Below are 17,580 nucleotides of genomic sequence, written 5' to 3' on the forward strand. Positions count from 1 at the left end.
CGACATTTTCTACATATATTTCAATCGCTTTATCCACATCGCCATTTACCGCAATTAACGCATAATATTCATGCTTATTAAACTCAAAGTATTTCATATCCATTCCTCCTTGAATATAACCAATAACATATACTATCTATGCATCTAGGTTTTCATTTTGATCGGAGCAGTTAACTCTTGTTGGCTGCTCTTTTATCGCTTGTTCACTTCCACCCAAACTCCATGTTTCATTTCCCAACCTTGGTTGTACAATTGGAATATTTGTTTTTCTACTTGAGACATTTTCCTTTCTTTTTGCTTTTCAAGATCTTGCAGTTCCTTTTGCAGTGATTTAATCCGATTCTCATACCCTTCAAGTGCTTGCATATCTGTTTTTACATAATGCTTATAGGCTTCAACTCTATTCTCACACCACCTATCAGATTCTCCTTTAGTTTCTTCACTATTCTCCTGATCAATTACAGAGCAATAAACTGTAATTTTCTTACCTTCAAAATCAGGATCATCTTCTGGTTTCCATTCTTCTTCACCTACGAGGATGTCCGTTACAGTAGGTTGAAGTATCGGAATCCGAAAACCTCTAGTTTCGGCCACATACGTTTCAGCCTGTTTAACAAAGTCATCTGCATCTTTGAAATTTCTTACATCACTAAGAACAATTTCTCCATCATAATCCTCAAAAAAGCATTTAATCGTCATTTTTCTTCCCCCTCCATTCTTTCTGCTACTCTTTTGGCATATCTAACTTGTTGTTTTATATAGGGGTCATCCCAGCTTCCGCCACTTGCGACCCAATCAGTTAAACGGCTTTTTATATCTGTAAGTACCTCAAAAGGTAATAAATGAGCAATTCTATTTAGTTCGTCCATATTCTCACTCTTTTCTTTCAAATAACTATTTTGTTAAAATTCTTCCTTAGGATATTTAATGTAAGATGAGTCACCTTCAATCATCTCTTCAAAAATTTGGTCAATCCACTCTTGGAACACCGTTAAACCAGTTTCTGCATTGCCACTATGCTCATTTACATGTTGAGCAAATCCTTCAGCAAACTTTCTTTTATATTTGACTTTAATTTCTTCATCATAATTATTTGGATTATCATTAAAAGCGACTACTAACATATCAATTGGCAATTTGATTACCACATTATTACCGCTAACCTTTGCATATTTCATTTTCCGTTCCCCTTTCGATTAATCTTTATAAGGTTGCCAATTCATACCGTCCAAATTAATAGTTTCTTTTCCGTAAACTTTGCGCCCACGCCCTTGCTCAACTTTGATTATTTCGTACCACTTGCCAGTATCATCATCTTTCACAACGCCTTTACTTGGCTTATAAGAGAATGAAAATACCTTTTCACCATCTACATAAAATGGATACATCATAATCCTCCTTTCCGACCGTTGCGATAGGTAAGACTTTGAAGTTATCTCCATCTTTTCCCCCGCTTAGCACTGTACGTGCGACTTTCATTCCTATTTCGTGATACACACTTATAAGGAAACGTGTCGCACAAATAACGATTTTGTCTAAATCCATTCACCGCTTTCATGCTTTGACATACAATACTAATACCTTTCTGTATAACGTGAGCTCGTCACTTTCGTTATAGAGGCATAAGGAGCGCTCTCGAACAGCGCTCTTTTTATTTGTTGTCAAATAAGGATTTTGTCTTAATTAATGAGTTACATCGCTGATTTCATCCGACATCCAATCCCTATCTACATCTTCAATCGGTGGCATTTCCGGTAAATGTTCTGCATTGTATTTCTTTGATTTTTCGATTTGTTCTATGATTTTTTGTTTTCCAACTTTGTTTATTACTCTTTTTATTTCTTCAGCAACTTCCGTTCTTAAGAATGCAACTGTACCTGCTGCTGTGCTTGTTTTTTCGTAAGCGTCCCCAACAACTGGTATCGGCAACAATACCCTGTGACCGGTTGTAACTTCAGATATATTAAGTACAGTTCCGAAAACAGTGTCGAACATAGGGCATGCACATAATGTGAATTCATCGATTTGTATAGCGTGTCCTATCATTGGTTGCCAATCCCCTTGATTTGTTGCTAAATGAAACTTTTGAGCTTGTTCATTCACTTTGATTTCCATTCCGTTCCCCTCCGAATTAAAGTTTTACTCCTTAATTTCTCTGAACCACGACACTTTAGTTATCCTAGTTAACTCGTATTTACATTGAATACATAACTGTGGGATGCTCATTACAACTCTTCTACCACATCTTATACATGTAGCTTTCAATAATCCCACGCTCCTTTTCTACCGAATAACTATTTTGTTCAATTATGGTTTAATAACTGTCCATTCCTATTCCCATTTATTTTTTCTATTCAATTTTTCTACTAATCCTATCATTACGCCTATAATTGTTGACGATCTATTTCTGATGGCAATGCAATGATTTGAAATATTTTTGATTGACTCAATTTTGGGTACGTACCAACATCTTTAAACTCTTCAGTTGTTTCATTGCGACTTTATCTGTTTTTCTTGATTGTTCTAATTCCCTTTGCGATTCTTGTAATTTGACTCCTGAAAATTTAGGAGCGAAAATTCTTCGCCTGCATATTCTATTTGTCTTCACTTCACGAACCGTCATTTCATCGACAGTTTTTTGTTCTCCTGTTGATGGGATGATGTGTGGTTGTTCGATGAATTGTTGGCGATCGACTTCTTGAGGTAACTGTAATACCTCAAATATTTTTGAAGAACCAATTCGGACGACGTCGTCCGTTTTAAACTCATCAACCACCTGCATAAAACGTCTTGCTTGTCTTTCTGTAAAATTCACATGGTCTTTTAACCATTTGCCAAACTCACCATGTGTTAGATCGTTTTCTTTCACATGTTTCAATCGCTGTCCAATCTCAAATATCGACTGCCCTGCAATTTGTACATCATTTTCTAAAACCTCGTTCCCTACCGAACACTTCTGCCTTATTGTGAATTCTTTGTAAAATACGACTAATTTGTACTTGACTGACTCCAACTTTATTGCCAATTTTTTGTTGAGTCATATTTTTAAAGTGCATGTCCAAAACAATATATTCTGTATGCTGCAATGTACTTAGAAAATCTTTTAACACGACTTGATTAACTGTTTCATTCTCGATATTCACTTTATTTCGTTCCTCAAGCGTTTGTTCTAATGTAATCTTTCCATTTTTATTCCCTGAATCATAAATTACTTGGTCCATAGATAATGTAGATGGTTGGTATTTCAAAGCTATCTTAACCAAATTTACTGGCTCCCCTAGAATTTCTGAGATTTCCACAGGAGTCTTGCCTTCTAATTTTTGACGGATAATTTTTCCTTTTATATCGTATACGATGCGTTGTGTTCTTACTTTTTGATGATCTCGAATCGCTCTTCCTATTTCACCGAAAATTTTTGGTACAGCATAGGTTGAAAATTGACATCCATATTCCGTATTAAATTGCTTTCTCGCTTTTATTAATCCAATCATTCCAAACTGTGTTAGGTCTTCTATATCTAAGGCTGTATCATTCTTTATAGAGTTAAGTTTCTTTCCGTACCTCCTCCACACACAATGATGAACCAGCCTTTCATATTTTTTCATAAATTCCTCGTCAGACATTTCACGAACGTTTTTAATCTCCTTGTCCATTGTATATACTCCTTTTTCGAAGTTAGGAAAATGCTTTTCTTGTAACCGAATCAGTCCCGCTTTAAATTCTTCGTTTGATTGGTTTTCTTTTTTGAGAAACTCTCCAAAATCATCTAAAAAATGTTGTACTCTTTCATCTGTTTTCGCTCTCACGAACAGTTCTACAAGTAGCTTTTTGCATTCCTTTGTTAAACTCTCTCTTTTATCGACCTTTTGTTTTTCTTTCATTCCCTCGCACTCCTTGCCGTAATTTGTACAGAATAGCAAGCTTCTTTTAATCGGTCTAAAATTCTTCCACCCTGTAGTTGACCAAGACGCTCCTGTAATTCTTCGTCACTACAGTTACTTGTAATAACCATTCGTTTGAAGTTACTATTCCGATAATCTATAATCGTATATAAAAACTCAGCAGTATAATCACTGGGCTTTTCTGCTCCTAAATCATCTAAAATCAATACATCGCATTTCATAAGTAATGCCATAATTTCCTGTTTACTTTCCTTGTCACTATTAAATGTCGAACGGATGCGATCTAAAAGCTGCGTTACATTATATACAATGACGCTCTTTCCAATATCATCTAAAGCATGTTTAATCGAATAACATAGTCTGGTCTTACCTACTCCAAATCCACCTTTTATAAACAAACCTTTTCCTTCTTTTACATCAATGTTATTTATAAGATACTTTGCACCACTTACAGCTCTTTCCGTTCCAAATCGCATTTCAAAGTTATCAAGGGTAGCATTTATGTATCTCTGAGGTGTAGGCATTAAATAACGATTTCTTTCTCCATCTCGTAATCTTTTCTGAGCCGATTCTACAATATCTTGATATCTAATCTCATCTTTTGCGGCAGAAGGCTTTCGCAAGCACTTCGGACATACTGGCTGTACTTTCCCTTTAGCACTTATTCCTGGCACACTTTTTAATGGCTTTAAAAGATAAATCGGTAACTGCATCATTGGGACATAGATATTACAAGTTTTACATGTAGCTCCCTCACCGGGTATAATCATCGCTTCCATGAGTTCAGTTACATTTACTGAATTTCTTACAGCACGATCACTACTAAATACCTTCTGAAATAATTCCTCTCTCCTCATTTCATACACCTCTAGAATGGTAAATCGTCTTCGCCTTGTTCTGCTGCTTCTTTTTCAAAGTGCTGCAATCGTTCTTCATTTGTCATTTCGGTCGCTCGTCTTGCTTTAGGTTTGCTATTTAAATAACTTTCAAATTTTGTGCCAAATAGCGTCTCTGGCCTCAAATATTCATCCATTTTTGGATCACCGAACCAATGTGATTTCTTTATATCAATGACTTTTTTAAAATCATCTTTCGTATAACCTTCAGATAACCTCGCTTTAATGAATTTTCGAGTTTTCTTAGTTGAAGTGCGATAATTTTTTTTACATGTGATGTTGAGATAGTTCACTATCTCGACTATATATTTTTCTTCTTTTTCTTTTTCTTTTTCTTTTTCTTTTTGTCCACGTATCGTAGCTATATATTTACGTGACGTAGACGTATCGTCAAAACCCGCGTAAATGCTGATTTTCTCTGCTAGTTTTTTATTCTCTGTTCTTTCTAAAATGAATTTTACAAGGGACAAGTCTTTCACCTTATCAACCTCTTTTTTGAGACAATCCTCGATTGGTTTGCCACCTCTAGTCAAGTTGTATTTACCCCAATTTTTAATAGCTATTTCACGAGTTTTTTTGTTGTACTTAATTAATTTATGATGATTTTCAAAACGATCAAGCAACGCTCTTGCTGATTCAATTGATAAACCAATCTCAAACGCTATTATTTTAGCTGTAATTTCATATACACCCAATTGAGTGGTATGAGGATTTGTTAAAAGGTAAACCATGAATAACTTATCCTCTGGTGTCATATCCTCAGATACCTTAACATCTGTCCAAAAATCTGTTTGAACTGGTCTGTAAATGGCCATAATTTCACCTCTTACATTCTTGATATTGCAAGATGCAAAGGAGTTTTAGGGATAAATCCAAATTTGGATTTATCTCAGCACTCCGTTAATAAAGGGCATAAATATACCCCCTCTTTTCCTAAAATGGACATGTATGCTATACTTCTGATAAGTGTTTTTTATAAATATTTTTCGGTAACTTGTTGGCGCAAGTTACTTTTTTTGCCCTCCAAAACCAAGCGCAGCCGATAAACAAGTAATGCGTATATCTGCAAATAAACGTGCTTGTCCACCCTTCTTACGTACATCAAGTAGTTTGAGATAATCTGCAACTATAGCATTCTGATAATCGATTCTCATTCTTTCTTACCTCCTTTCAATACGCTCATTTTTATTAGTTAACTGGTTTTAAATATCTCGGTCTAGTTTTCTTAACTTCTTGAGTTTCACCAGTGCGATCATTGGTAATATATTCTTTTCCGCTCTTTTCTTTATGCTTCGTATAAGTATCAATACCTAATCGCTCAACGAACTCTTCAGTCAATGTTTTTTTACCTTTCATTTTCTGTAGGTTATTTAAAATTCTCATAGCAGCTAAATTGAATCGTGTTATATCTTTAAAGTTTTGATAATCCCATAAAAACTCTAGAATTTTTTCACCAATAGGTTTATCCATTCCAATTTTGTTAATTTCATCCATAGTGAAAAAATAATCTTTCATTTCGTAACGATCACCATCATATTCTTTATCGATTGGAAATATAGTTATAAAATCCCTCGGCGTTAACACCTTCATTAAATTTTTCAAATAGCCTATTAAAATGAATCTATTCATTAAGTAATCGTAATTTGAAATATCATTTTTTGATCCTGCAATATATCTAACACCTGAAAAAATCGCTTTTTTATACGTATCCTTGCTTAACGACCTCTTTTTCTCATCCTGTTCCTTTAGCTCGTGAACGGTATTCATAAACATTCTGAGGTATATCTCGGCATAATCAGGCTTGTCCTTTTTTACTCCTTCAATAACACGTAACTGATCCATTACCTTCGCCACCTTTTTTTAAAAAATTGGTTCCTCAAATTTGAGGAATGAAAACTATGTTACTTACTGTATTTCTATAAAATCCATTTGTGCATTTATAAAGGATATTTTTTCGCTTAATACAATTGGAAGTGTATATTCTTCAACTATTTTTATCGCTATATTTAAGTGACAACGTTTAATCGCCTTATGACTTTTTACACCAAATTCGCGGTATAATTGATTATAAATATCACGATACACCTTTCCTCTTAATCCACGATCTCTATAGGCATTGGATTGCTTCCCACCTAGCAATACAACTCCTTTACGTTTTACAGCATTAGAAATTTCATCACATTCAATTGCAAATAATGGTGTATTCTCTTTCAAGTCCTGTACATCCGACTTTATCTCCTCTATTTCCTGTTGTTGACCTTCTAATGCTTGAAAAGTAAGTTTTAAAACACTCATTGGATCAGTAGGGAGTTGTTGTTGTCTTTCCCGTACTTTGAAATATGTTTCTTCTAAGTGATCAAACTGTTCCCAAGCCTTATCTGTATCAAGAATCTTGCAATGCCTATTTGCACCTCTTTCAGTCCACAAATATAATTGATTTACGTTATTTGGCACGAGGTAGATATTATCTACTCTGCGTTTGAATACCCTAAGTTCCTCACCTTTTAATAAAATGTAATGTTTATTTTTTTCAAACTTTTCTTTATGGTTATTAAAGTTTTGTTTTACATGCGTTTCTGTGCATCCATATACTTCTGCTAACTGCTTAGTTGTTAAAACCCTTTGATCGTTAAACTCTAATATTTGTAATTGATCCATTTCGTTTCCCTCCTAATCTATAAATTCGGAATTACACGTGTGGTATTTGTGTAACGATGAACTAAGTGTAATTCTTCATCCAAATTCTTATAAATCAGCCAATTTTCAGGATTTAAACCATATGACTTAATTTGAACTTTTTGGCGTTTTGTTGGTTTTTTGCCACTTTTCATATTCTTCACCTCCTTTCAAGCTCGTCCAATATATATCCAAACTTCATTAAGCTGTGCTCAATGAAGTCTAAAACCTACTTTTCTAGTTCTTTTGCAACTAAGGTAGAGTTTTTCCTTGTAACTTTTACTTTTATGCCATAGCGCATCCGGTACAGTTCTGCAAACACATCTTCAATTCTTTGATCCCCATAGACTTCTTCAACAATTCTTAATTTTGTTTGCTTAACCACCAACATCATCACCTCTTGATAACACCATATGATTGGTTTTCACCGAGACAACACTTCGATTTTCAAATTGGTATTCCCACAGGGAACATTTTTCACTAAAAAAAATCGACTTGTTCCTCAAACAAATCAACTACATCTGCTTTTAACGCAGTTGCTATTCTAGAAGCTAAGTTATAAGATATTTTTTTCTTATACTGATGGTTATTAATAAGCTTGTAACAGTAACTGCAAGAAATCCCAAGAACATCTGCCAATTCTTGATACTTATATCCAGACTTTTTAAATGCAGTTTTTAATTTTGTTTCTTCTACACTTACCCTCATTAGATGACTCCTTTCTATATCTGTGTAAAATACATTAACATTCCCTGCGGGAAAATTCAAGGGATATTTTTTCGAATTTTATTAAATAATCGGTTATTTTATGCCATTGATTTTCCCCATAGGAAATATTATAATAAACTCAACAAACCACTTGTATGAGGTGATTATTGTGGAGTTTAAAGATCGACTTCGTCAATTACGAAAAGAACGTAAGTTAACCCAGACCGAAGTTGGGAAAGCGATTGGCGTTACTGCTGGTAGTATTTCAAAGTTTGAAACAGGTTTTAAACCACCTTCCCGCGAGACAGTGGAACGTGCTGCTAATTTCTTTGAAGTACCTGTTGATTTTATCTTAGGAAGGTCTGACTCTCGTGAAATAGATGAGGATTTTAACAAGAAATATCACTGGGTAAAGTCACGCTTAGAACAATTACCAGAAGAACATCAAGAAATTGTTCTGCAAAATATGCTGTCTATCATGGAAAGTCTTGAAAAATTAAATACCCCAACTAAAAAATAGTGGTGTAGGCTATAACATCGCTATTTTTTAGTTTGTTTTAATATCAAATGCAATTTCAATGTATCGTTGTAGATCTTCTTCTTTTTGAGAAGCTTCAGTAATACATTTTAGGAACGATTTTAATATCTCTTCTGTTCCCATAAATATATCCCCCTTCCGTTCTCTGTAAATATATAATAACATTTCCTCCAGGGAATATTCTGAAAAGTACATTACTTTTCGATTTTTCATTTTAGTTGACTAAAAGAAAAAGGCTGAGAATTTACTCAGCCTTTAATTTTTAAACGATTCACCCTCCAGGTTTAATCGTCTCTTCCATATATGCTATTGTTTTATTTTGTTTGTAGTGTTCTGGTTTCTCTAGGATATATCCGTTCAACACTGTGAATACTGTTAATGCAACTAAGATTGTAGAAGCTATCTTTTTCACTGCAAAACACTCCCTTTCCTATGTTCCCCTTAAAACCCATCATTGACTTAATTAATCTTGAATGATCTCCTCTTTTGAAAATCTCTTTTGCAACTAAACTTGCGAAGAAATAATTAGATTGCAGAAGAAATTTTTGAAAACATTCATATATTTCATTTGGTGAAGTGCTTACAATTCCTCTATAGTATACCAGAAAATCCTCTTCTTCCCCGTCATATAAAGATTCTTGGAGTAGTTTTAGCATTTGAGTATCTGGACTATTTTGAAATTGTATTAATACTGGGTCTGAATCATTCGGCAACGGTTCACCTAAATATATCTTAGCAAAATCTAGATTATAACGCACCTCTTTTTCGTATGTTTTGTCTCCAACTTTTTTTAAAAGATTGTAACTATCTTCAAAGTATCTAAGGCTCTTTTCCTTGTCCTCTCCTAAATATGACATACCTAATATGTATAGTGCATCTGAAATAGTCTTTTCACTAATATTAGCATCTATTATCACATTCGCGAATTTTCTTGCTAAATCTAAATGATTATAGTGTAAATATACTGGAGCAAAAATTTCCGCCACTCGATATATATAACATTCTTTTATATAAGATTTTCTATCGCTATCAACAGCCATAACCTGTTTCTCAATTTCTTGGATTAATTCCAACATTAAATTATATTTTTTCAAATGGAAATAATTATAACACTTCATAATATCCATCAGAATGTTTAAGAGCTTATCTTTCGGGTGTCCGATTTTCTTTAGTTGGTTAATAATTTCCGTTCCATGAACTTCCCCAATAATATATTGGTGCAAGATTCCATAAACAGACACATATTCACGTATGGTTCCTGTTTCATCCTTGTGCCTTGTGAGTAATTTTTCTAAAAGCTCAACATTACGTGTTACACATGCATATTCAAAACTTTGTTTTATAGATTCAGTGGTGTCTAGCTCTAAACACCATTCGACCATTGTTTCTTTAGATGTTTTATCCTTATCACTTAGTATGTGTGATAACTTAACGAGCTGACAAAGACCGATTGCCCCTTTATTTTTAAATTTTGACATATATTGTCTAGATACTCCGATTTGTTCGGCTACATAACTCAAGCTTAAATCTTCTCGATCTTCAATTATTCCAATAATTTTTTTGTGAAATCTCAATTGAAAAGCCCCCTTTATTTCAACCAGATAACGCCTTCTCCCACTATTTACAAAATATTCTATCATACAAATAAGAACATGTATTCCCCTATTTTCAGAAGAATGTTGAGAAAATTTTTTATGATTATATTCACTAGTTATAATTATACATTACATTTGATATATGGTTGCGTACGGTCTTTTCACTAATAAATAGTTCACTTGCAATTTCTTTTGTTGTTTTATCTTGAACTAATAATTCAAATACTTCTCTCTCTCTCTTTGTGAGTAACGGTTTAGATTGATACGCTTTATCCTTCAACTGGTATAACCCTCCTTGCTTAAGCCAGAGCTGTACATGTGTAAATTGGGTGTTTTATTTAGTCAAGATATTGTATGAACAAAGCGCACGAGTGGTGAATGAAAATAGGCTACATTTTGTGTGCGAATACACATTTGTATGCAATTTATTCTTTCATGTGAAATCTATAAATAAAAAGGGCCTAAAACGAAGCCCTTTTCTATTTCATCTCTCTTATTGTATAATCAACTAAAAATTAAAATAATTTTACTTCATTTAGCATGAGATACATATATATCGCGTTTGTATTTCATATCATTTAATTGTCCCTCTATATTTTTCCATATACAATAAAAGGAAACAGAATCACCGATATATAAAAATAGGTGATTCATATATGAAAGGAGAGGATCGTATAGTGGCAAAACAGCTACGTAAGTCTGAAACTGATAAAATGCTATTCGGTGTATGTGGTGGTTTAGGTGAATATTTTGATATAAGCTCTAGTATGATTCGTATCCTTTGGGTTATTGCTGTCTTATGCTTTGGAACAGGATTTTTAGCTTATCTTATCTGTTTATTACTTATGCCACGCTCTTATTAGCACCGTTATTCGGTGCTTGTTCCTATCATTTAACAGATGCGTCAGTTAACCCAGCTCGTAGTATTGCACCAGCTTTATTCGCTGGCGGAGAGGCTGTATCTCAATTATGGGTATTTATTGTTGCCCCAATTATTGGTGGTATCGTTGCTGCTATTGTAGGGAAATTTGTATTGAATACTGAAAAATAATATGATAAATAAACAAGCGAGCCTTATGTGAAAAGGCTCGCTTGTTTATTTTTGCATTTTCGATTGCAAGCTTGTCACAAGCTGCTGTACTGTTACATTCGCAAGTACATGTTCCATTGCTTCTTGCGCTTGTATTAAAATAACTTCTAATACCGATTGAATATTCGCTCCGACTGGACATTCGACATTTGGATTTTCATGGAAGGAAAATAAATGTCCTTCTTCTACTACTTCCACCGCTTTATATACATCAAGTAATGTAATTTCATCTAAATCACGAGCAAGTGATGTACCACCTTTTCCAGCTTGAACATCAACAAGACCTGCTCTTTTCAACATTCCTGTAATTCGGCGAATCACAACTGGATTTGTATTTACACTACCAGCAATCCATTCAGAGGTACAGCGAGAGTTTCGATCGATCGCAAGTAACGTTAACATATGAACACCTACTGTAAAACGGCTACTAATTCCCATCTGCACACCCTCCTTTACGTTCATTCTATCAAAAAACATACATACTATTATATACCATTTCTTCTTTATACAGAAAGAAAAAGCATGATTCTCTTAGAAAATCATGCTTTTATCATTATTGACGCTTCATAAATTTAGCTAAATCTTTAAATTTCACTTTATCAGAGTAGTTCATAACACCATTGACATAAATGCGACTTGCAATCCAATTAATGATTACAATCGTTACGACTAAAATCGCTAATGTAGTACTAATCTCTATAGCCCCTGCCTCACCAGCAACAATACGCGAGAATGTAACCATCGGTGTAAAGAATGGAATATAAGAACTAATGAAAACAAGTGTACTATTTGGATCTGTCAATGCTTTAATACTAATGAAAAGTGCGCCCATTGCTAAAAATATAATTGGCGTTGCAACAGTTTGCAAATCTTCCGTTTTAGATACAACTGCTCCCACAGCTGCATATAGCATTGCATACAATAAATATCCTGTCACAAAGTAGATTAAGAACATACTAATGACAAATGAATTTAACGCCTCAAAATTTAGAAACAGTCCGAACATCCCGGAATTGTCAAAATCAACCCAACCAATTGCATATGGAATGAAAAATCCACAAGCTGCAATTAATAGCTGGGATAAGGCCGTTGCAATTGTTGCTATAACTTTTGCATACATCAATATGATTGGTTTTACTTTCGGAATCATAACTTCCATAACGCGAGAAGCCTTTTCGGATGCAATACTCGTTCCAATCGCATTCCCGTACATGAGAATAAACATGTATAGTATAAATGTAAAGAAATACCCGATACCAAATATACTCGCACGATCTTTTATCGCTTCTTCTTTTAGTGGAATTTCCACCTGTAATTTCTGTGCTACATCCGGTGAAATATTATGAGTAGTAATCGTTAGTTGCGTATATTGTTGTTTTAAATACTTTGTTATAACCGCAGATTCTGCTTCGCTTGGAAATCCACTATATATATATTTCACTTCTGGGATTCCATTCTTTTCTGTTATATGAAACAAGCCATCTAAATCACCTTCTTCAACTTGCTTATGTAACTTATCATACTCTTCTTTCGTACCCAATTTTGCCTTCGCACCTGGTAACAACTTATTTAATTCATCTTCTTGTACTTTATAAGTAGACGTTTCCCCTACAATTGCAATCTTATCTTTCTCCTTACTTTCATCTCCACCAGATGTAAAGTGATTAAAAGCAAAGACACCAAATATAAGTAAAAATAAAATACCGCTCGTAATTAATGTCTTTTTAGATAGAAATGATTCCCTAAAATAAAATGAGAATACATGAGAAAATTTACGCATCACTATTTCGCCCTTTCTACAAATATTTCGTTTAATGTCGGTTCAAGCATTTTAAACTGCCTTAAGCTCACACCTTGTCCTTGTAAGTTCTGCAAAATCATTAAGGCTTCTGCATCATCATGAACCTTTACATAGAGCAATCCTTGTTCTTTTTCGTACGAAATATGTAAGGCTTGCAATGCCTGTTCATTTTCTATCACATCTTCAATTGTTAAATTACGAAAACCGTATTCTTTTTTTATGTCGCTTAGTTTCCCTTCTACAACCGCTTCTCCTTTCTTTAAAATACAGACGTGTTGACAAAACGCTTCCACTTGTTCCATACGATGGCTTGATAAAATAATTGTTTTTCCCTTTTGTATTTGCTCTTCAATTATATTTGCGAGCATTCCAGCATTAACTGGATCGAGCCCGCTAAATGGCTCATCTAAAATAAGAAGCTCTGGATTGTGAAGAAGCGCAGCAATTAATTGTATTTTTTGTTGATTTCCTTTTGAAAGCTCTCCTGCCATTTTATATTTATATTCCGGAATGGCGAGTTTTTCTAACCAGCAATCAATCGCGCGGTCTACTTCTTTTTTCGTCATTCCTTCTAATCTACCAAAATAGCGAAGTTGATCTACTACTCTACTTTTTGTATACAAACCTCTTTCTTCCGGAAGATACCCAATCGTTACACCACTTTCAGAAATAGCTTTCCCATCCCATATAATGGACCCTTCATTCGGCGTTAATAAACCGAGAAGCATTTTGATCGTCGTTGTTTTTCCTGCACCGTTTCGGCCAAGTAGTCCTAATACTTCTCCCTTCGGTAATGAAATATGTAATTGATTAACTGCTTTTGATTCGCCAAATATTTTTGTTAACTTTTGTATATGTAAACTCAAATGATAACTCCTCCCCTTCTCTATCATGATATTTCATTTCTCATCTACCTAATCTATCCATCATTCACTTAAAATTGTAAATTGAAAACTACCTATTATCAATTATAATCATATAGATATATAATATTATATATAAAATTTAAGATAAATATTACATTTTGCTATATGATATAAAATCACTTATTTGCAACTTCAAAAAATCCAATACAGAGAAAGATAAAATTCGTCGAAACAGCTTACAATCATTTGATGAAAAATAAGAAAAGGATGGCTTTCACCATCCTTTTCTTTTATCTACTATATTGCAAGCTGAAGACATTCTCCTACTTTATCGTTCCTTGTAAAGGTAAGATAAACACTTCTACACGTCGATTCTTTGCTTTCCCTTCCGATGTATCATTTGAAGTAGCCGGACGATATTCCCCATATCCAGTTGCACTAAATTTCGCTGGATCTAACTGTTTATTTTGAAGCAACACTTGCATGAAATTTACAGCTCGCTGTGTACTTAATTCCCAGTTTGATGAAAATTGAGAGTTGGTTATAGGTACATTATCTGTATGACCTGATACCGTAATTTCACGCGGAGCAGCTGAAAGTAACAAATTAGACATCTCGTTCGCAATATTTAGCGATTCTGGTTTCACATCTGCTTTGCCCGAATCAAATAATACATTCTCTAATATCGTTATCATCAAGCCTTGTTCCGTTAGCTTTGTTTTAAAAGAAGATGATAATTGTTTTTCTCCAATATATTGATCAATACTTTTTTGTACAGCTTTTAATTCGTTCATTTCTCGCTGTTTTACTTCTGCTTCTGCTTTTGCTTCTGCTTCTGCTTGTTTTTTGATATTTTCAGATTCCAAACTGTCCGCTGATAACTCTTCTTTCTTTTTTGGTTTCTGGTCACTTAAAAATTCTTTATTTCCGGTTCCACCTGCTAGTTCACTTCGGAAAGAAAGGGCCATCTGTTTAAATTTCTCTGCATCAAGGCTACTCATAGCAAACAAAACAATAAAAAGAGCAAATAACAATGTTAACATATCAGAATATGGAATAAGCCATGTTTCATCAATATGTTCCTCATGTTTTTTCTTTTTCCCTCTTCTACTCTTTTTACTCCTCATTTTTTTCCGCTCCTTTTTCTAGCTTTTTACGCTCAGAAGCAGAAAGTGCGCCTAAAATACGATTTTTCATAATAAATGGATATGTACCTTCTTGTAACATTAATAAACAATCGATAATTAATCGTTTCTTTTCTAATTCTGCTGCAGATTTTTGCTTTAATTTATTGGCAAATGGATGCCATAATACATACCCTGAGAAAATACCAAAAATGGTCGCGATAAACGCCCCTGAAATCGCATGCCCTAGTTTCTCAATATCGGTTAAATTACCTAGAGCAGCTACAAGGCCAATTACAGCCCCTAAAACCCCAAGCGTCGGTGCATATGTACCAGCTTGCGAAAATATAGCTGCACCTTTTGCATGACGTTCCTCCATTGCTTCCAATTCAGCTTCTAAAATTCGCTCTAAATCTTCAGCTGACACACCATCAATAACAAATTTCATACCACGTAATAGAAATTCATCTTGAATGCCATCTAATTGTTGTTCTAAAGATAAAATACCGTACTTCCGACTTTCGGATGTCCATTGAACAAATGACTCCAACAATTGTTCATAACTTAAATCTTTTTTATTTGAACCAAAAAGAACCTTAAATAACTTCGGAACTCTTTTCAATTGATTCATTGGAAACGCAATACATACTGCTGCTATTGTTCCAACAAAAATAATAATTGCTGCAGCAGGGTTTAATAAAGCTGTTACTTCAGCTCCCTTAAAAAACATCCCTACTATTACTGCAACCAAACCTAATATAATTCCAATAAATGTTGCAAAATCCATTTCCATTCACTCCTAGCTTATCCAAGAAGTCATCCACTCTTAATAATCGTTACATCTTCTTATGTATATATATTACATAAAAAATTGATTTCATGAAAGATTTTAGAAATATTATTCTAAAAAAAACTACATATTTACACATTTTCTGACATTTTCTTTGCAATTCTATTACGTTACGACTCTTATATTTCTTTTTCTACAAACTAGATTTATAATAAAAACAATATAACTTTATTAAGAAAGGACTGAGAATAAGCACCTTTATGAAAAAAATAGTTTTTATTTCTACCGCTACCGCTATAATCGGTATCACATCCTTCGCTTATTTCAACTCTCACTCATTAACGCGAAATGAAGTGAAAGCTGTCGAAGATCAAAAGCATGTGAAACATTCAAAAACAGAAATTCCTTCCTTTCCAAAAGCAGCTCATACAGCTCAAAAAATAGATGATAATGTTTCTCTCGTTACAAACCCAGATTCACCACTTGTCTTAGTAAATAAGCATCGTAAATTGCCAGATGGCCATATACCGAAGGATTTAATAAAACCAAATGTTTCCTTTACCGCTCCTAAAGATAAAGAAAAAACATTACTTCGCAAAAACGCTGCCATCGCCCTTGAGAACATGTTCCAAGCTGCAAAAGAAGAGGGATTAGAGCTAATAGCCGTTTCGGGATACCGTTCTTATAAACGACAACAATCTTTACATAACACATATATTAGACGCCAAGGAAAAGCTGAAGCTGACTCTGTTAGCGCAATTCCTGGAACAAGCGAACATCAAACTGGGCTTGCAATGGATATTAGTTCTAAATCAGCAAAATACCAATTAGAACCTATTTTCGGAGATACAAAAGAAGGGAAATGGGTTGCAGCACATGCTCATGAGTTTGGCTTTGTCATTCGATACTTAGAAGATAAAACAGATATAACCGGATACGCATATGAGCCATGGCATCTACGCTATGTTGGAAATCCGTATGCTACATACTTATATAAACACCACTTAACATTAGAAGAAGCAATGGATGATAATAAATAAAGAGAGCGATTCCGCTCTCTTTATTTTTGCAATAATTTTTGCTTCCATTCCTTAAACCATGATTCTCCTTTTCCTGTTTTCTTAGACACTTGTACCATTGCTCCGCGGCCCACTAAACAAATTTCGCCAGACTCATTTTTCACCATATAGTGTAAGTCTAATGATGAATTTCCCACTGCTCCAGCTTTCACATATACTTTTAAGCGTTCATCAAAGAAAATTTGCTTTAAAAAATTACACTGAAGATCCGCAACTACAATCATTGTTTCAGATGACTCATGCGTCCACTCTTGCATAAAACCAAGCTCTTTAAAAAATTCAATCCGCGCTTCTTCAAAATACGTAAAAGCTACACTGTTATTCATATGACCAAACATATCGGTTTCACCAAAACGAACTTTTACAGGAATATAAAATGAAAAACCACATTCCCATTTCTCAAAATCTTCGATATACGAAATTTGCTTCATAATCAACTCTCCTTTTTTGAATAAACAGAAAATTTAAAAGTCAGTTTAAAAAAGCATCTATATAAATATTGCCTCTTCAAATCG

Annotated in this window: 27 protein-coding genes and 1 pseudogene; 4 read left to right on the top strand and 24 right to left on the bottom strand. The window is 34.1% G+C overall.

The genetic code is table 11. The features are described 5' to 3' along the window. Window positions 1-192: 192 nt before the first annotated feature. From MR058_RS20710 to MR058_RS20785, 16 genes are all read right to left on the bottom strand, one after another. The gene (locus MR058_RS20710) at window positions 193-699 is read right to left on the bottom strand and encodes a hypothetical protein (protein WP_242145625.1); all 507 of its coding nucleotides are present in this window, start codon (window positions 697-699) and stop codon (window positions 193-195) included. Beyond that, window positions 696-869: a DUF6877 family protein gene (locus MR058_RS20715; protein WP_242145626.1), complete on the bottom strand. Its 174-nt coding sequence runs from the start codon at window positions 867-869 to the stop codon at window positions 696-698. The genes MR058_RS20710 and MR058_RS20715 overlap by 4 nt, the downstream gene beginning before the upstream one ends. Window positions 870-902: 33 nt before the next feature. Further along, entirely contained in the window at window positions 903-1,178 is a 276-nt protein-coding gene (locus MR058_RS20720; RefSeq protein WP_242145627.1) for a hypothetical protein, read from the bottom strand. 18 nt (window positions 1,179-1,196) lie between these two features. After that, a complete protein-coding gene (locus MR058_RS20725; RefSeq protein ID WP_242145628.1) occupies window positions 1,197-1,388 on the bottom strand; it encodes a hypothetical protein in 192 nt (63 codons plus the stop codon). Then, a complete protein-coding gene (locus MR058_RS20730; protein ID WP_242145629.1) occupies window positions 1,363-1,545 on the bottom strand; it encodes a hypothetical protein in 183 nt (60 codons plus the stop codon). Before MR058_RS20730 ends, MR058_RS20725 begins: the two co-directional genes overlap by 26 nt. A 138-nt stretch (window positions 1,546-1,683) precedes the next feature. Further along, on the bottom strand, window positions 1,684-2,115 hold the full coding sequence (locus MR058_RS20735) for a hypothetical protein (RefSeq protein WP_242145630.1): 432 nt from the start codon (window positions 2,113-2,115) through the stop codon (window positions 1,684-1,686). Window positions 2,116-2,446: 331 nt separating this feature from the next. Further along, entirely contained in the window at window positions 2,447-3,025 is a 579-nt protein-coding gene (locus MR058_RS20740) for a DUF3102 domain-containing protein (protein ID WP_242145631.1), read from the bottom strand. Further along, window positions 2,922-3,881, bottom strand: a complete 960-nt coding sequence (locus tag MR058_RS20745) for a sigma-70 family RNA polymerase sigma factor (RefSeq protein ID WP_242145632.1) — start codon at window positions 3,879-3,881, stop codon at window positions 2,922-2,924. Before MR058_RS20745 ends, MR058_RS20740 begins: the two co-directional genes overlap by 104 nt. Further along, entirely contained in the window at window positions 3,878-4,759 is an 882-nt protein-coding gene (locus tag MR058_RS20750; RefSeq protein ID WP_242145633.1) for an ATP-binding protein, read from the bottom strand. The genes MR058_RS20745 and MR058_RS20750 overlap by 4 nt, the downstream gene beginning before the upstream one ends. A gap of 11 nt (window positions 4,760-4,770) precedes the next feature. Continuing rightward, window positions 4,771-5,613, bottom strand: a complete 843-nt coding sequence (locus tag MR058_RS20755) for a conserved phage C-terminal domain-containing protein (RefSeq protein WP_242145634.1) — start codon at window positions 5,611-5,613, stop codon at window positions 4,771-4,773. Between the two features lie 192 nt (window positions 5,614-5,805). Then, entirely contained in the window at window positions 5,806-5,952 is a 147-nt protein-coding gene (locus tag MR058_RS20760) for a hypothetical protein (RefSeq protein WP_242145635.1), read from the bottom strand. Between the two features lie 34 nt (window positions 5,953-5,986). Beyond that, window positions 5,987-6,640 (bottom strand): hypothetical protein, encoded by a 654-nt coding sequence (locus MR058_RS20765; RefSeq protein WP_242145636.1) that lies wholly within the window; start codon window positions 6,638-6,640, stop codon window positions 5,987-5,989. Window positions 6,641-6,703: 63 nt separating this feature from the next. After that, a complete protein-coding gene (locus tag MR058_RS20770) occupies window positions 6,704-7,456 on the bottom strand; it encodes an ORF6C domain-containing protein (protein WP_242145637.1) in 753 nt (250 codons plus the stop codon). Between the two features lie 17 nt (window positions 7,457-7,473). After that, a complete protein-coding gene (locus MR058_RS20775; RefSeq protein WP_242145638.1) occupies window positions 7,474-7,629 on the bottom strand; it encodes a DUF6906 family protein in 156 nt (51 codons plus the stop codon). Between the two features lie 74 nt (window positions 7,630-7,703). Then, complete coding sequence (locus MR058_RS20780) at window positions 7,704-7,859, bottom strand: hypothetical protein (RefSeq protein WP_242145684.1); 156 nt, start codon at window positions 7,857-7,859, stop codon at window positions 7,704-7,706. Window positions 7,860-7,954: 95 nt separating this feature from the next. Beyond that, window positions 7,955-8,182, bottom strand: coding sequence for a helix-turn-helix domain-containing protein (locus tag MR058_RS20785; protein WP_242145639.1), 228 nt, complete (start codon window positions 8,180-8,182; stop codon window positions 7,955-7,957). Between the two features lie 169 nt (window positions 8,183-8,351). Between MR058_RS20785 and MR058_RS20790 the strand changes: the two genes are divergently transcribed. Then, window positions 8,352-8,702, top strand: a complete 351-nt coding sequence (locus tag MR058_RS20790) for a helix-turn-helix domain-containing protein (RefSeq protein WP_242145640.1) — start codon at window positions 8,352-8,354, stop codon at window positions 8,700-8,702. A gap of 332 nt (window positions 8,703-9,034) precedes the next feature. On the opposite strand, the gene MR058_RS20795 is transcribed toward MR058_RS20790, so the two are convergent. Further along, window positions 9,035-10,294, bottom strand: coding sequence for an AimR family lysis-lysogeny pheromone receptor (locus tag MR058_RS20795; RefSeq protein WP_242145641.1), 1,260 nt, complete (start codon window positions 10,292-10,294; stop codon window positions 9,035-9,037). 133 nt (window positions 10,295-10,427) lie between these two features. After that, a complete protein-coding gene (locus tag MR058_RS20800; protein ID WP_242145642.1) occupies window positions 10,428-10,595 on the bottom strand; it encodes a helix-turn-helix domain-containing protein in 168 nt (55 codons plus the stop codon). Between the two features lie 397 nt (window positions 10,596-10,992). Here MR058_RS20800 and MR058_RS20805 point away from each other — a divergent pair, with 397 nt between their 5' ends. After that, window positions 10,993-11,178: a PspC domain-containing protein gene (locus tag MR058_RS20805; protein WP_242145643.1), complete on the top strand. Its 186-nt coding sequence runs from the start codon at window positions 10,993-10,995 to the stop codon at window positions 11,176-11,178. Continuing rightward, window positions 11,166-11,366 (top strand): annotated as a pseudogene (locus MR058_RS20810) (aquaporin); the annotation flags it as partial. The gene MR058_RS20805 and the pseudogene MR058_RS20810, both read left to right, overlap by 13 nt. Before the next feature lie 45 nt (window positions 11,367-11,411). On the opposite strand, the gene MR058_RS20815 reads toward MR058_RS20810, so the two are convergent. From MR058_RS20815 to motA, 5 genes are all read right to left on the bottom strand, one after another. Beyond that, entirely contained in the window at window positions 11,412-11,843 is a 432-nt protein-coding gene (locus tag MR058_RS20815) for an Rrf2 family transcriptional regulator (protein WP_242145644.1), read from the bottom strand. Window positions 11,844-11,958: 115 nt separating this feature from the next. Beyond that, the gene (locus tag MR058_RS20820; RefSeq protein ID WP_242145645.1) at window positions 11,959-13,185 is read right to left on the bottom strand and encodes an ABC transporter permease; all 1,227 of its coding nucleotides are present in this window, start codon (window positions 13,183-13,185) and stop codon (window positions 11,959-11,961) included. A gap of 2 nt (window positions 13,186-13,187) precedes the next feature. Next, complete coding sequence (locus tag MR058_RS20825) at window positions 13,188-14,072, bottom strand: ABC transporter ATP-binding protein (RefSeq protein WP_242145646.1); 885 nt, start codon at window positions 14,070-14,072, stop codon at window positions 13,188-13,190. A 323-nt stretch (window positions 14,073-14,395) separates the two neighbouring features. Beyond that, complete coding sequence (motB, locus tag MR058_RS20830; protein WP_242145647.1) at window positions 14,396-15,199, bottom strand: flagellar motor protein MotB; 804 nt, start codon at window positions 15,197-15,199, stop codon at window positions 14,396-14,398. After that, entirely contained in the window at window positions 15,189-15,983 is a 795-nt protein-coding gene (gene motA, locus MR058_RS20835; RefSeq protein ID WP_242145648.1) for a flagellar motor stator protein MotA, read from the bottom strand. The genes motB and motA overlap by 11 nt, the downstream gene beginning before the upstream one ends. A 263-nt stretch (window positions 15,984-16,246) precedes the next feature. On the opposite strand from motA, the gene MR058_RS20840 reads away from it, so the two are divergent. Next, a complete protein-coding gene (locus tag MR058_RS20840) occupies window positions 16,247-17,026 on the top strand; it encodes a M15 family metallopeptidase (protein WP_242145649.1) in 780 nt (259 codons plus the stop codon). 20 nt (window positions 17,027-17,046) lie between these two features. Here MR058_RS20840 and MR058_RS20845 read toward each other — a convergent pair whose 3' ends face one another. After that, on the bottom strand, window positions 17,047-17,496 hold the full coding sequence (locus tag MR058_RS20845) for an acyl-CoA thioesterase (protein ID WP_242145650.1): 450 nt from the start codon (window positions 17,494-17,496) through the stop codon (window positions 17,047-17,049). Window positions 17,497-17,580: the final 84 nt, after the last annotated feature.

Origin of the sequence: Bacillus cereus group sp. BfR-BA-01430 (assembly GCF_022663115.1) — a bacterium.
GTDB classification, from domain to species: domain Bacteria; phylum Bacillota; class Bacilli; order Bacillales; family Bacillaceae_G; genus Bacillus_A; species Bacillus_A cereus_BD.

Coding starts and splice junctions, on each gene's coding strand:
- MR058_RS20815 (WP_242145644.1), bottom strand. CDS start 11,843: ATGGGAATTAGTAGCCGTTTTACAGTAGGTGTTCATATGTTAACGTTA.
- MR058_RS20735 (WP_242145630.1), bottom strand. CDS start 2,115: ATGGAAATCAAAGTGAATGAACAAGCTCAAAAGTTTCATTTAGCAACA.
- motB (WP_242145647.1), bottom strand. CDS start 15,199: ATGAGGAGTAAAAAGAGTAGAAGAGGGAAAAAGAAAAAACATGAGGAA.
- MR058_RS20730 (WP_242145629.1), bottom strand. CDS start 1,545: ATGGATTTAGACAAAATCGTTATTTGTGCGACACGTTTCCTTATAAGT.
- MR058_RS20775 (WP_242145638.1), bottom strand. CDS start 7,629: ATGAAAAGTGGCAAAAAACCAACAAAACGCCAAAAAGTTCAAATTAAG.
- MR058_RS20745 (WP_242145632.1), bottom strand. CDS start 3,881: ATGAAAGAAAAACAAAAGGTCGATAAAAGAGAGAGTTTAACAAAGGAA.
- MR058_RS20820 (WP_242145645.1), bottom strand. CDS start 13,185: ATGCGTAAATTTTCTCATGTATTCTCATTTTATTTTAGGGAATCATTT.
- MR058_RS20840 (WP_242145649.1), top strand. CDS start 16,247: ATGAAAAAAATAGTTTTTATTTCTACCGCTACCGCTATAATCGGTATC.
- MR058_RS20725 (WP_242145628.1), bottom strand. CDS start 1,388: ATGTATCCATTTTATGTAGATGGTGAAAAGGTATTTTCATTCTCTTAT.
- MR058_RS20710 (WP_242145625.1), bottom strand. CDS start 699: ATGACGATTAAATGCTTTTTTGAGGATTATGATGGAGAAATTGTTCTT.
- MR058_RS20765 (WP_242145636.1), bottom strand. CDS start 6,640: ATGGATCAGTTACGTGTTATTGAAGGAGTAAAAAAGGACAAGCCTGAT.
- MR058_RS20785 (WP_242145639.1), bottom strand. CDS start 8,182: ATGAGGGTAAGTGTAGAAGAAACAAAATTAAAAACTGCATTTAAAAAG.
- MR058_RS20750 (WP_242145633.1), bottom strand. CDS start 4,759: ATGAGGAGAGAGGAATTATTTCAGAAGGTATTTAGTAGTGATCGTGCT.
- MR058_RS20770 (WP_242145637.1), bottom strand. CDS start 7,456: ATGGATCAATTACAAATATTAGAGTTTAACGATCAAAGGGTTTTAACA.
- MR058_RS20760 (WP_242145635.1), bottom strand. CDS start 5,952: ATGAGAATCGATTATCAGAATGCTATAGTTGCAGATTATCTCAAACTA.
- MR058_RS20755 (WP_242145634.1), bottom strand. CDS start 5,613: ATGGCCATTTACAGACCAGTTCAAACAGATTTTTGGACAGATGTTAAG.
- MR058_RS20715 (WP_242145626.1), bottom strand. CDS start 869: ATGGACGAACTAAATAGAATTGCTCATTTATTACCTTTTGAGGTACTT.
- MR058_RS20720 (WP_242145627.1), bottom strand. CDS start 1,178: ATGAAATATGCAAAGGTTAGCGGTAATAATGTGGTAATCAAATTGCCA.
- motA (WP_242145648.1), bottom strand. CDS start 15,983: ATGGATTTTGCAACATTTATTGGAATTATATTAGGTTTGGTTGCAGTA.
- MR058_RS20845 (WP_242145650.1), bottom strand. CDS start 17,496: ATGAAGCAAATTTCGTATATCGAAGATTTTGAGAAATGGGAATGTGGT.